The organism is Flavobacterium sp. SH_e (assembly GCF_025717045.1).
GTDB lineage: Bacteria > Bacteroidota > Bacteroidia > Flavobacteriales > Flavobacteriaceae > Flavobacterium.
Genome location: NZ_JAOVZN010000003.1, coordinates 549789 through 564097 on the forward strand (window position 1 = coordinate 549789; position 14309 = coordinate 564097).

13 protein-coding genes are annotated in these 14309 nt (G+C 33.5%); 4 read left to right on the plus strand and 9 right to left on the minus strand.

Translation table 11 applies throughout. The features are described from left to right. Window positions 1–100: 100 nt before the first annotated feature. The 3 genes from OD917_RS07205 to OD917_RS07215 all read right to left on the minus strand — a co-directional run bounded on the left by OD917_RS07205 (window position 101) and on the right by OD917_RS07215 (window position 2260). Window positions 101–469, minus strand: coding sequence for a LysM peptidoglycan-binding domain-containing protein (locus OD917_RS07205; protein ID WP_263522872.1), 369 nt, complete (start codon window positions 467–469; stop codon window positions 101–103). A gap of 7 nt (window positions 470–476) precedes the next feature. After that, a complete protein-coding gene (locus OD917_RS07210; protein WP_263522873.1) occupies window positions 477–956 on the minus strand; it encodes a BON domain-containing protein in 480 nt (159 codons plus the stop codon). A gap of 116 nt (window positions 957–1072) precedes the next feature. Next, a complete protein-coding gene (locus tag OD917_RS07215) occupies window positions 1073–2260 on the minus strand; it encodes a YwqG family protein (protein ID WP_263522874.1) in 1188 nt (395 codons plus the stop codon). A 220-nt stretch (window positions 2261–2480) separates the two neighbouring features. Between OD917_RS07215 and dnaX the strand changes: the two genes are divergently transcribed. Then, window positions 2481–3566, plus strand: a complete 1086-nt coding sequence (gene dnaX / locus OD917_RS07220; RefSeq protein ID WP_263522875.1) for a DNA polymerase III subunit gamma/tau — start codon at window positions 2481–2483, stop codon at window positions 3564–3566. 326 nt (window positions 3567–3892) lie between these two features. After that, complete coding sequence (locus OD917_RS07225) at window positions 3893–4237, plus strand: DNA polymerase III (RefSeq protein WP_263522876.1); 345 nt, start codon at window positions 3893–3895, stop codon at window positions 4235–4237. 3 nt (window positions 4238–4240) lie between these two features. Here the strand turns inward: OD917_RS07225 and OD917_RS07230 are convergent, their stop codons facing one another. The 6 genes from OD917_RS07230 to OD917_RS07255 form a co-directional block, all read right to left on the minus strand. Further along, entirely contained in the window at window positions 4241–4819 is a 579-nt protein-coding gene (locus OD917_RS07230; RefSeq protein WP_263522877.1) for an NAD(P)H-dependent oxidoreductase, read from the minus strand. A gap of 190 nt (window positions 4820–5009) precedes the next feature. After that, on the minus strand, window positions 5010–5570 hold the full coding sequence (locus tag OD917_RS07235) for a Crp/Fnr family transcriptional regulator (RefSeq protein ID WP_263522878.1): 561 nt from the start codon (window positions 5568–5570) through the stop codon (window positions 5010–5012). Window positions 5571–5573: 3 nt separating this feature from the next. Then, window positions 5574–6149: a TMEM175 family protein gene (locus OD917_RS07240; RefSeq protein WP_263522879.1), complete on the minus strand. Its 576-nt coding sequence runs from the start codon at window positions 6147–6149 to the stop codon at window positions 5574–5576. A gap of 19 nt (window positions 6150–6168) precedes the next feature. Next, window positions 6169–7059 carry a Ppx/GppA phosphatase family protein gene (locus tag OD917_RS07245; protein WP_263522880.1) on the minus strand — a complete coding sequence of 297 codons (891 nt, stop codon included), beginning with the start codon at window positions 7057–7059 and terminating at the stop codon, window positions 6169–6171. A gap of 34 nt (window positions 7060–7093) precedes the next feature. Then, on the minus strand, window positions 7094–9172 hold the full coding sequence (gene ppk1, locus OD917_RS07250) for a polyphosphate kinase 1 (RefSeq protein WP_263522881.1): 2079 nt from the start codon (window positions 9170–9172) through the stop codon (window positions 7094–7096). 5 nt (window positions 9173–9177) lie between these two features. After that, complete coding sequence (locus tag OD917_RS07255; RefSeq protein WP_263522882.1) at window positions 9178–9663, minus strand: SixA phosphatase family protein; 486 nt, start codon at window positions 9661–9663, stop codon at window positions 9178–9180. A gap of 499 nt (window positions 9664–10162) precedes the next feature. Between OD917_RS07255 and OD917_RS07260 the strand changes: the two genes are divergently transcribed. Both OD917_RS07260 and OD917_RS07265 read left to right on the plus strand, forming a co-directional pair. Continuing rightward, window positions 10163–10714, plus strand: a complete 552-nt coding sequence (locus tag OD917_RS07260; protein WP_263522883.1) for a hypothetical protein — start codon at window positions 10163–10165, stop codon at window positions 10712–10714. 16 nt (window positions 10715–10730) lie between these two features. Continuing rightward, window positions 10731–14309 (plus strand): SprB repeat-containing protein (locus OD917_RS07265; RefSeq protein WP_263522884.1); only part of this gene is annotated, 3579 nt, incomplete at its 3' end.

The following is a 14309-nucleotide window of genomic DNA, read 5'->3' on the forward strand; positions in this document are numbered from 1 at the left end:
GTAAAAAAATGAGGACAAAAAAATTATTCAATAATCTATGCCATTCCTAGAAACGGAATTCAAACCTTTCTAGGAATGACATAAAATAAGAATAAAAACCTCACGAAGGTATTTTCAACTTCCAACCTGGCTGAATCAAATCAGGATTTGAAATAATATCTTTATTCGCTTCGAAGATATCCTGCCAAGAAACTCCGTAAGCTTTTCCAATTTTCGAAAGAGAATCACCAATTTCAACAGTATATTCTCTAGAAACACCTTCTTCAACTTCAATATTCATTACCACATCTGCCGATCTGTATTCAGGATCTATTTTTTCGTAAGCATTCCACAACTTTTCTTTATCCGTTGCCGATTTTGCTATACCATCGATATACAATACATTATCTTGTTCTCTAATCTGCAAATTTTCAATTCCTAATTCAGAAGCCAAATTTGCTACCTCTCTATATTTATCTTGTAAACTCATAATGCGCTTATTTAATGATCAATTGATTATCTACTTTTTTCGGCTTCAACTCCTGAATACTTTGCATCAAAGACTGTAATTTATCTTTCTTGATTTCTCCAGAAAGCGTAACAACTCCGCCCACAACAGTCGCGCTCACACCATCATAAGCATCAACTACTTTGCTAACCGATTTATCTAAATCTGTATCTGAATTAATTACAACGGTGGCTGCCGCTGGTTCTTGATTTGCCCTTTTAATTTCGCAGGTATTCACAACAGATTTTACACCTTTTGTTGCTCGTACACTTTTTTCGATATTTTTTTTGAAGTTTTCATCATCACAAGTTCCAGTGATTGTGGCAACACCTTCATGAACCGTAACTTGAATTTCTGGAGTATCGCTTAATTTTTCGCTGATTGCTTTTTCAATGTCTGCATCTTTTGGAGCACAAGCCATTAAAGAAATCGCAAGCCCCATTCCTAATAAAACCGATCTTATTTTCATAACAATATGTTTAATAATTAACTATTTTAAAATTAAATAGATTAACTATCAAAAGATTATATGATGTTGTTGTGGGTTTTATATGTTTTCCAGTAAAAGAATAAATAATTTTGGCATTAAGAACAATCCCAATAACTTTCAATACTTTTTTCTCCACAATGAAGACATATGTAATAATAAATATTCCCAGCGTCTCCAATCATTATTCCATGATCTGACCAGTGAATAGCACCATTTTTATATTTTAACTCTTCATCTGTATCGTCACTTGAGAGCTGAAATAAAAACTCTTTAATTCTGCCGCAGCTACATTTTGGATAAACCACGTTTTGAATAAAACTAGGATATCCGTCAAGTTTTGTATGAGGTTTGGTAACATATTTTTCTATCTGGTTATCACCTAACTTAAATCTAAAATTTGCATCGAGTTTTGCTAAATCCCGACTATCATATTCATCGTAATAAGGATAATCAAAAGTTTTTGTTGGTTTCAAATAGCAATCTGGAACTTCTAGTTCGATATTACTTGAACTGTTTTTATTTTTCACAAAAAGTCTATTTTTCTCACAATCAACTTTTGAATAATAATGGAACATTTTATGATCCGAAATATCATTTGTACGCGTACTTTTACAATCTTCATTTGGACAGCGGAAAAGCTGAAAAATATTTGTATCTCTGGGAAAATAAAATTCAGGAAAATCTTTTCTATAAAGTTGGAAAACAAAGTTTAAAGAGCTTTTACAAACATCACATTTCGGATATTCAGAAAAAGATTCCATGTTAGGATATCCACCAAATTTACTTTCTTTCCAGCTTATTTCATGTACTGATTTATGAGGTTGTAATAAAGTCGTACTCCTTTTATATTTTTCAATAACTGATAAAAAAGAAGAATCTTCAATCGAAAAATTTTGCGGCTCCATAATTTCATTTTCTTTTTGAGAATCCTGATAAAGTGACTTCTCAGGAAAGTTCAACAATTCAGCTTCAAAATTTGAGTAATAATTAGTCCCATACAGAAATACCGCAAGCAAAGGAAAAATTAGAATTATACTAATATATCTCACTCTTTCTTTATTTACATTTTTCTTATGTGTTTCGAAGATAGAAGTCTGATTCTTAAAAATTAGTTGCACCAATATTCCAATCATTACAACCAAAATTGCAAAAATGACATAATAAAAAATTTTTGTTATGCCAAGACCGTGATTTATCTGAAAATCATAAATCCAAAATAGCAGTAATAATATCGATACAATTCTAATTGTCTCCATTAGTCTTACTATATGTTTTCCTTTCATAAATTTTTAAAAATTTCTTTCGATACAAAAATAGTAAACTTTTTACTACAAATTATACAATACAGGAATTTTAGAATAAAATTTAAAAAGCCTTTTTATATAAAATATAACGTTAATAACTCAAACTCAAACCACTCAAAAATCAACCGAAAGATTTATGATTTTCAGATTTGTGATTTGGTAATTTTCAGCCTATATTTGCTATCGAATAAAAAAGAATATGGAACAATTTGTAGTATCGGCACGTAAATATCGCCCGCAGACCTTTAAGGATGTTGTGGGGCAAAAAGCCATTACAAACACTTTGTTGAATGCTATTGAAACCAATCACTTAGCTTCTGCTCTTTTATTTACAGGACCACGTGGAGTTGGTAAAACTACTTGCGCTCGTATTTTGGCTCGAAAAATAAATCAGCCTGGATATGACGATCCTACTGAAGATTTTGCATTTAACGTTTTTGAGCTGGATGCTGCTTCAAACAACTCGGTTGATGATATTCGTAACCTTATCGATCAGGTTAGAATCCCGCCACAAACTGGACAATACAAAGTATATATCATTGACGAGGTCCACATGTTGTCTTCGGCTGCTTTTAATGCTTTTCTTAAAACGTTAGAAGAACCGCCAAAACATGCTATTTTTATTTTAGCAACAACAGAAAAACACAAAATCCTCCCAACGATTTTATCTCGCTGTCAGATTTTTGATTTCAAAAGAATTACAGTAAAAGATGCTAAAGAACATTTAGCTGATGTTGCTGAAAGTCAAGGAATCAATTTTGAAGATGATGCACTGCACATTATTGCTCAAAAAGCAGATGGTGCAATGCGTGATGCGTTATCAATTTTTGACCGTGTCGTTTCTTATTGCGGAACAAACTTAACTCGTCAAGCCGTAACCGAAAACCTAAACGTTTTAGATTACGAAACTTACATTACTGTTACCGATTTAATTCTAGAAAATAAAATTCCAGATCTTTTAGTAGCATACAATGATATTCTTGCTAAAGGTTTTGACGGACATCATTTTATTGCTGGTCTTGCATCGCATTTTAGAGATTTGTTAGTGAGTAAAACTCCTTCGACTATTGCTTTATTAGAAGTTGGAGAACAAGCTCAGCAAATGTATGCGGTTCAATCTCAAAAATGTTCTCAGGAATTTTTATTGAAAGGAATTGATCTTGCAAATGACTGCGATTTAAAATACAAATTAAGTCAGAATCAACGACTTTTAGTAGAATTATGCTTGATGCAATTGGCCTCTATCAATTTTGATGGAGAAAAAAAAAAGCTGAGCAATTCATAATTCCGCCGACTTATTATAAAAATGGAAGCTTTTCTATTGTTGAAGTTGTAAGTCCAAGCAAAGAAAATCCAAATACAAAATCAGAAACAAGTTCGGAAGAAAATACAAATAGCAATGCTAATGCTGCTGTTGCAAATACTCCAAACACAGTTCAAACTCCAATAGTTCAGACTCAGGAGACTCCTAAAGTAGATACTAGTGGCGCTCCAAAAGTTTCTGCTTTTTCTCTTGCCAGTATCCGTAAGAAAAAAGAATTAGAAGCAAGCAGTAAATCGTATGTTAAGCCATCTTCTGTTTTACCGACCGAAGAATTTAACGAAACCGATATGCGTCTTCATTGGAATAAATATGCGGAACGTTTAGGTCAAAAAGGCTTTAAGATTATGGAATCGATTCTATTAATTAGTGATCCTATTCTGAACGGAACAACAATTTCTTATGAACTGCCGAACGAAGGATCGAAACTAGAATTCGAAAGTCAGATGAATGGTTTATTGGGGCATTTAAAAGGGCATTTACATAATCATGATATTACAATTGAAGTAATTGTAAATGAACAGGCTGAAACGAAACGAACTTACAATAATCAAGATCGATATAATCGTTTCTTAGAAATCAATCCAAATATCGAGCTTTTGCGTTCAACATTTGGATTGGATTTAAAAGACTAATTTCTATTTGTTTTTGAACCCGAAATTATAAACTTTATCTAGCCATTTTTTTCGTTGTTCTTCATTAGAACCTTTTATAATTCCGATATAACTTACTTTAACTGGCTTTACTCCGCAGAATTCTAAAGTAGATTTCTTTAATTGATTGACACTAGGTCTTCCAAAGAACAGGCGATAATACCAGCTTGGCTGATCTAAAGTTGTAATAATGTGTGCTGTTTTACCTTTTAGCAATTTGTCCCACCAAACAGAGTTTTCACGGTATTGAAATGCCATTCCAGGAAGAAATAAACGATCGATAAAACCTTTTGCAATTGCAGGAAGTCCGCCCCACCATACGGGATGAATCCAAACTAGATGTTCTGCATTTTGTATTTTTTGCCAAGCATCTAGAAGATCTGGCTCTAAATCTGTACGTTTTTGATATCCAAATTGAAGATTTGGATTGAATTTTAAATCGGCAATTGTAATGGTTTCCACTTGTGAACCTGAAGCAATGGCTCCATTTTTATAAGATTCTGCAATTCCGAAATTGAAGCTTTCAACGTTTGGATGTCCGTTTATAATCAGTATTTTTTTCATATCAATGTTTTTCCAAAAATACTATTAGTACATTTTCTTTTACTAGACAAATGTCCTGAAAAAATGTTTAGATTTATTTCTCTCGCTCCCGATAGCTATCGGGATTGCAGATTACGCAGATTCTTTTCTTAATTAAAAAGTTTAAAAAACAAATCTGCGTAATCTGCAAAATCTGCGGGAAACAAAAAAATTAAACAACCGCTTTCCTTATCCTGCTTAAATGTCTTGGAGTAATTCCTAAATAAGATGCCAAATACTGCAACGGGATTAACTGAATATACTTTTGATGATTCATACAAAGTTCTTCGTAACGTTGTGCTCCTGATAATTTCTGAAAAGAAATCATCCTTTTATGCAGATTTACAAATTCTAGCTCGGTCAATTTTCGGCCCGTTTCCTGCCAATTGAATCCCGATTTATAAAGCTTCTCCAATGCTTTTCTATCCAGAATCTGCAATTCTGTATCGGTTAAAGCTTGAATGTTTTCTTCTGCTTTTTCTTCAGTAATAAAGCTGGCAAAAGAAGCCATAAATTCATTTTCAAAAGCAAAACAATTGGTGATTTCGTCACCTTTATGATTTACAAAAAAGGAACGAAGAATTCCTTTTTTTATAAATACTATTTCATTACAAATTTGGTTTTCAGTCAACAAAAGTTCTCCTTTTTTTAAAGTACGAAATGTAATTAAATCATCTAAAAGACTTAATTCATCAGCAGAAAAATCTTGAATGGACTGAAAAACAGATTTCATAAATTATTCGTTAAAAACTCTTTCGATTCTTTTATCTGGAATGAGCCATAACATCGCTACAATAAAATATGCTGCGCCAGAAATCCATTCATTATAAAATGCAGAAACAATTCCAATTAAATATAATACTAAAGAAATTTTTCCTTTAAAATCTTTCTTAAGCACTTTTCTTAAAGCTGAATCGTCTCTTTCACTGCACATAATAGTGTATTGCAGAATAATATATGAAATAGCGCAAAGCAATAAAATAATACCATACATTGTCATAGCGGGCTTCTCAAAATTGTGTTCTCCCATCCATCCAGTAGAAACAGGAATTAGCGAAAGCCAAAACAAAAAGTGCAGGTTACTCCATAATACTTTTCCGTTAACTTTTGATAATCCATGAAGTAAATAGTGGTGATTATTCCAGTAAATTCCAACATAAATAAAACTCAAAACATAACTTAAAAACTTTGGAATTAGCGGTTTTAAATCGGCAAATTGATGCCCCTCAGGCACTTTAATTTCCAAAATCATAATCGTGATAATGATTGCCAAAACGCCATCACTAAAAGCTTCAAGTCTCCCTTTATTCATTTATAAAAAAATATGAAAATTAAATTTTACCGTAATACATCGCTTTTACAATACCATCAGAAAGTCCAATTTTTGGAACATAAATCTGGCGTGCTCCGCTCCATTTCATCGCATTTAAATAGATGCGAGTTGCATGGATAATTACGTCGGCGCGGTCAGAATTCAGACCTAATTCGGCAATTCTTTGTTCGTAAGTCAAAGAGTTTAAAAATGCGTACTGCGAGTTAACATAAATATACGAAAGCGGTTTTTCCTGCTGTTTTCCAGACATTTTAAACAATTTGTTGATGTTTCCTCCAGAACCTATTAACGTTACCTCATCGTAATCTGATGTGTTGGTTTTAATCCATTTTTCGATTTCATCCCAAACTACATCGTGAACCATATTATTCAACAAACGAACCGTTCCCGCTTTGAAAGATCTTGAAGTAATCATTTTTCCGTCAGAGAACAAAGTAAATTCAGTACTACCACCACCAACGTCAACAAAAAGATAAGTTTCGTCAGATTTAATTAAATGATGTAAGTCTGTTGAAGCGATAATTGCGGCTTCTTTTTTACCATCAATAATCTCGATTTTTATGTCGGCTTTTTTCTTAATTAAAGCCACAACTTCTTTAGCATTATAGGCTTCGCGCATTGCAGAAGTTGCAAATGCCATATAACGCTCTACTTTATGTACTTTCATCAAAAGATTGAATGCTTTCATTGCATCAACCATTCGATCGATATTTTCTTGTGAAATTTCTCCAACTGTAAAGGCGTCTTGCCCTAAACGAATTGGCACACGAACAAGGGAACTTTTATTAAACTGTGGTTCTTTCCCTTCTTGTTCTACAACGTTAGCTATCAAAAGCCTCATGGCATTCGAACCGATATCTATTGCTGCAAACTTCCTTATATTAATCATGCTCACTTTATGATTTGAAATTGGTTTTAAATTATTAATTTACTTTTTGAGGAACCTCTTCTAGTACTGCTATTTTATTCTGATAATATTTATAGGTTTCAAATTGTGCTCTAAAAGGGGCATGATTGTTCTTTGGCTTATATTTATTATCTAATTTATATGAATGGTATCTTACTTTTACATTTCCTTTCCAGGCAATGTTGAAATTATCAATTAATTCTTTTTTAATTTCAAGGTCATAAATTGGACAGGTTACCTCAACTCTTCCATCTAAATTTCTTGTCATGAAATCGGCAGACGAGATATAAACTTCGGTTAAACCGGCATTTCCAAAAATATAAACTCTTGAATGCTCTAAATAATTATCGACGATACTTATCGCTTCGATATTTTCGCTCATTCCTGGAATTCCCGGAATTAAAGAGCATATTCCTCTTACTTGAAGTTGGATTTTTACTCCTGCGTTACTTGCTTCATATAATTTATCGATCATTTTAAAATCGGATAAACTATTCATTTTTAATTTTATGTGCGTTTTTCTACCAGCCAAAGCATGAAGAATTTCGCGGTCAATCAGCTTTATAAATTTGCTTCTTGTATAATGTGGTGATACAATTAAATGTTTGTATCTGTGAACTCTATAATTGATATCAAAAAATTCGAATATTTTTGATGTATCTTTTAAAATACCTTGATGACAAGTTAAAAGTGTTACATCGGTATAAATTTTAGCTGTCGATTCGTTGAAGTTTCCAGTAGAAATAAATCCATAACGACGATTTTTACCTTCTTCCAATCTTTCTATAACACAAATTTTACTGTGTACTTTAAGGCCTTTTATTCCAAAAATAAGTTCAATCCCTTCGGTCTGCATTTGTTCTGCGTACGAAATATTTGAAGCTTCATCAAAACGGGCTTGAAGTTCGATTTGAACCACTACTCTTTTTCCGTTTTTGGCAGCATTAATAAGCGAGCTGATAATTTGCGAATTCTTTGCCAAACGATATAAAGTAATTTTAATACTAGTTACTTTTGGATCTAAAGCGGCTTCTCGCAAAAATTTTGTCAGATATGAAAATGATTGGTATGGTGCGTGAACTAAATAATCTTTTTTAGAGATTTTTTCTAAAATACTTCCATCAAGACTTAAACCTGGAACTGGCAAGGGTTCATTTGGTTTATATAATAAATCATAACGTCCTAAATTTGGAAACCCCATATAATCACGGCGGTTATGATATCTTCCACCTGGTATTATACTATCTGTTTCTACAATTTTCATTTTATCTAGGAAGAAATGTAGCGTATCGTCTTCAATTAAACTATCATAAATAAAACGAACAGGCTCTCCAATTCTACGGTCTTTTACCGATGAAGCAATTTTTTCGAGCATACTTTTACTCAAATCACTATCGATGTCTAATTGAGCATCACGAGTAATTTTGATCATGTGGGCAGAAACGCTTTTATAATCAAAAATATTAAAGATGTTTTTGAGTTTGAAACGGATAACATCGTCAATTAAAATCACATATTGTTTTTCGTCTTCTGAAGGAAGAACTACAAAACGATTTATGGTTTTTGGAATTTCGATTAAAGCATAACGAACTTCTTCATTTGCCAATTCTAAACGAACTGCTAAATATCCTAGAGTATCCTTTAATACTGGAAAAACTGCTAGATCATTCAAAATGATAGTAACCAATTCTGGACTTAATTTTTGATTGTAAAAATCCTTTAAAAAACATTCCTGTTTTGGTGTTATCTGAGTTTCGTTTATAATAAAGATATTTTCGGCTTCAAGTTCTGCTTCAATATTTCCTAGAATACGTAAACTTTCAGATTGTTGCTGAATTACAATTTCGGTAATATCCTTAATTAATTGATGAGCAGAAATACCGCCCAAATATTTTTCACCAGAAATACCAGAGAGACTCAATCGTCGAATGGCTGCGTACCGAACTCTAAAAAATTCATCTAAATTGTTTGAAAAAATTCCAACAAAACGCAGTCTGTCTAAAAGAGGAACCGTATTATCTCCAGCTTCCTGAAGAACTCTTGCATTAAACGCTAACCAGCTTTTTTCTCTATCGATATATTTCTGTTCGTACACTGTTATTATTTTAAATCTTTGGGGAAAATAGTTTTATGTGTTTTGCCTTTATTGATAGCATCCCAACTGTCAGAGTCAAATTGCAATGACACAAACCCCGAAGTTGGAACATTTTCTATAAAAACATCCCCAAATTTATTAACAAAATTTGTAATAGCCTCGTTATGTCCGAAAAGAATAACGCTTTCAAAACTATTATCACACGATTTGATAACTTTTTCCAATTGTTTTTCGTCAAAAGTGTAAAGATCGTCTCTGTAAACGATACTTTCTATGGGGTAAGAAATGTTTTGAGCAAAAATCAAAGCCGTTTCTGAAGCTCTTGCGGCAGTACTGCTCCATATAATATAAGTCTTTGGAAGATATTTAGAGATATTTAATGAAACATCATGCGCATCTAAAATTCCTCTCTTCATTAAAGGACGATCGAAATCTTTTAAAGGTGCTTCCCAACTTGATTTGGCATGACGTATTAAAATGAGATTTTTCATAAGCATCAAATTTTTAAAACCCTGATTTGGAGGTTCATTTTTTAAATAAGTTCTAATTTACAAAAGATATTTTAAACCTTTTCTATTTTTTATTTCTGTTAACATTATATATAAATTTTAACAAGAATTAATTATTCGTAAAACATAAAAAGTTAAAAAAAAATTAATCTTAAAAATTTGTGTTTTATGTACTTCATCTATGAAATGAGCATTTGATCGATATTTTACAATTTCGTAAAATTTTAACCAAATACTTGATTATTAATTATTTAGCCTATTTAAAAAGTTTCCAATATCGCTAAAAAGTCAAAATTTTAAGACGATAATTTTTGCATTTCAAAGTTAAAAAAAATCGTTTTCGACGGAAATTTTAATAAAAAACGAACACTTTAACGAGTTTTTAGGTTAGTTACAGATAAAAAAATATAATTAGAAAAACTCTAATATAACTTTGATTCTGTTAAAATTTCATAAATACTTTAAAACAAAATCTTAAGTTATGAAAACTAAATCTACTCTTGAAAAAGCAGTAAAATTTGTAAACAATTGTAAGTATATTTTTTTCTCGAAAAGAAATATTTTCAAAAAAAGCATTTTTTTCCTGCTGTTTTTTTTGATAACAACTTTTTCATTTGCTCAAAGTGAAAATGTGGATTCGTACTTAACAAACTTAGAAAACTCTGGTCAGAATTCTAAGCTTAGCCACGTCAAGCATCTTCTGTATGATTTACAGTCGGCAGTTTATTCTTCGTCGGGGGAAATAAACGTTTATGGCGATCAGCCTACTGTCTTATTTACAGATATGAACTCAATCAATACCCTAAATACTTCTGTGTCTTTAAAAAACGATATTGAAATTGCCACGATTAAAATAGAGAAATCATCAGATTTAAATAAATCTATCGATCTAAATTCTTTCTCTGGCTTTGAAAAGCTACAATACATTTTCATCATTTCAGAAATTGAAACCAGTCCTTCTGTGATTAATAATCTGATTAAAAATGACTCTTCAAAATATATTCTTATTTATAAAATCTCTATAGGCGGATAATTTAAAACCCATTACTATGAAAAAATTCTACTCTCAACATTTTGCGGTTTTTTATTTCTTTTTGATGCTTGTTATGGGCATTACTGAAGGAAACTCGCAAGTTATAAAACCGTTTAAAGAAAGAACTTCTTCTTATTCTCCTACAAAAACAATCTATAAAATTAAAGGGAATTTTACGATGATGGGGAATACTAACTTGACTTTACAGAATTATGCTGTTGACAGAACCAATGGAACAAATGCAATGGTTTATGTTGATAAGGATAGTGATAATCAAACGCATAACTCTTCTTCTGCAACTTTAGATTTGCTAAACGATAGCGGAACAAAATTAACAAACTGCTACAATATCGTTTATGCTGGATTGTATTGGACAGGAAGGGTTTCTGATGCAAATAATAGTCCTAACTCTTTTTCTGTTACTAAGAATGGGGTAACCAAAACTTTAGATAAACGAAAAATTTTATTTAAAGGTCCGCTTGATAGCAGTTATGATGAATTTACAGCTACGGATATTTATTTTCCAACAAATGCCGATAACAATATGTTTACTGCCTATGCAGAAGTTACAGACTATGTAAGAACAAACGGAGTTGGTGAATACTTTGCTGCTAATATTGCAGCGACTGAAGGATCTGATGGCGGTTCAATTGGAAAATATGCAGGATGGGGTTTGGTAGTTGTTTATGAAAACTCTAATATGAAAAACAGAGATATTACTGTTTTTGATGGTCATGCCTTTGTACAAAATTCAGTAACTGCAAATTACAGCATTCCAGTTTCTGGATTTAACTCTGTAGCATCTGGACCAGTTGGAATTAAACTTGGGGTTATGGCTGGTGAAGGTGATGTGAATTATGACGGAGATTATTTTCAAATTCAAAAATTAAATACCAACAATTATCTTAGTTTAAGCCGAACAGGAAATACCACAAATAATTTCTTTAATTCATCGATCAGTACTGGAGGAAATTCCCGAAACCCTAATTTGGTTAATAATTCAGGAATTGATATTAGTATGTTTGATCTCCCAAACAGTGCTAAAGATATTATTGGAAACAATCAAACTTCGACCACTTTTAAGTACGGATCAACAATTGACACCTATACCATCTTCTCTATTGTCATGGCAGTCGATGCTTATGTTCCAGAAATAGAAGGTGTCCTTACTGCCACAACAATTAACGGAAGTGCTGCTGGTGCAGGTCCATATACCGTTTTGCCTGGTCAGGAACTTGGTTATAAAATTCAAATAAAAAACAGAGGATCCGAAGCAATACAAAATAGTAAAATTGTTATTCCGATTCCGTACAACGCTACATTTGTAAGTGGAAGTTTAGCAAAAACAGTAAATTTCAGTCCTGCTCCTACTCCAAATGCTTTGACGTATGAACCTACAATTGGTGCAAATGGGTCTATTGTTTGGGATATAGGAACATTACCACTTCCTTCTGATCCAAATACTGTTTTAGCAGAATTGACATTCAAATTAAAATCTACAGAAAACTGTGCTTTACTTAAAAATTCAAATTGCAGCAATGTGATTCAAGTAAACGGTTCGTTGAGTGGAAAAGGCGTTAATTCTGGCGTAACCGTAACTGATAAAGCTTTAATCTTAGGCTATACATCATCTGGAAGCTGCACAGGAACTGCGATTTCTGCTCCACTTCAGACCACAATAAATTCTACGAATTATACTAATGCGAATTGTCAGGCTACTTCGCCTACTATTGCTTTTACTTTTTGTAATGGTGCATCTTCAATACCAATTACAGATGTGACAGGTTCGTTTCCTCCTGGCTCTACATTTTACAATGCATACCCTGTAGTTGCTGGAACAACAACACAATATACAATTAACAATCCGTTCCCTGCTACAGTTGGTACATCTACATATTATGCAATTCCTCCTGGAGCTACCGGCGGATGTTATTTCCAATTTACTATAACTATTGAAAGCATTACAACAATGCCGACAGTTACTACTCCTTTAAATTATTGTGTGGGTGATACTGCAGTTCCATTAACTGCTGTACCAAGTAAACCGGAATATACATTATATTATTATCTAACTGCGAATTCAACAGGACAGCAAACGTTAACTCCTTCCACTGATACTGCAGGGCAATTTACATATTATGTAGCCGAAGGAAAAACAAATGCTTGCATTGGTCCTAAAAAAGCTATTGTAGTTAATATAAATGCAAAACCTACAGTAACAATAACTAATCCGCTTCCTATTTGTGCACCAGCTACTTCGTTAGATTTGACTGCTGCAAGCGTTACTGCTGGAAGTTCATCAGGATTAACTTATACCTATTGGACAGATTCGGCAGCGACAATTCCGTATGCAAATTATGCGACTGCTATTCCTGGTACATATTACATTAAAGGAACAAACGCTTCTAATTGTTACGATATAAAACCAGTTGTTGTTACAAAAAGTACTGTAACTGTAACCGAAGTAATAGCTTCTCATCTAGATGTAACTTGTTTTAATCAATCTACAGGGGCTATTACAGTAAACAATGCTTCTGGTGGCGTTGCTCCTTATAGCTATTCATGGAAAAAAAATGGATCTGCTTATGCTGGCACTTCTCAAACTTTAAGCAATTTAGGATTTGGAAGTTACGAGGTTACTGCAACTGATGCAAATGGATGTCAAGGAAAATTGACAATCAATATTTCACAGCCCTCCGCTGCTCTGGCTTTAGGAGCTTCATCTAAAACAGATGCTTCATGCTATGGAGCAAGCACTGGAACTGTGACTGCGGGAACTGTAACAAACTCTGTTGGAACTGTATCTTATTCTTGGAAAAACAGCGCAAACGCAGAAGTCGGAACAACTGCTTCTGTTTCAAACCTTCCTGCCGGAACCTATACTTTAACCGTGACGGATTCATGCTCTTCTCAGACAAATTCTGTTACAGTTGGACAGCCTTCTGCAGCTTTAGCTTTGGGAGCTTCCTCTAAAACAGACGCTTCATGCTACGGCGCAAGCACTGGAACTGTGACTGCGGGGACTGTAACAAACTCTGTTGGAACTGTTATTTACTCTTGGAAAAACAGCGCTAATGCAGAAGTTGGAAACACAGCTTCAGTTTCAAACCTTCCTGCCGGAACCTATACTTTAACTGTGACGGATTCATGCTCTTCTCAGACAAATTCTGTTACTATTGGACAGCCTTCTGCTGCTCTGGCTTTGGGAGCTTCCTCTAAAACGGATGCTTCATGCTACGGAGCAAGCACCGGAACTGTGACTGCGGGGACTGTAACAAACTCTGTGGGAACTGTAGCCTATTCTTGGAAAAACAGCGCTAATATTGAAGTCGGAACAGCAGCTTCCGTTTCAAACCTGCCTGCCGGAACATATACTTTAACCGTAACGGATTCATGCTCTTCTCAGACAAATTCTGTGACTGTTGGACAGCCTTCTGCAGCTTTAGCTTTAGGGGCTTCATCTAAAACGGATGCTTCATGCTACGGAGCAAGCACTGGAACTGTGACTGCAGGGACTGTAACAAACTCTGTGGGAACTGTAGCCTATTCTTGGAAAAACAGCGCTAACGCAGAAGTGGGAACAACTGCTTCTGTT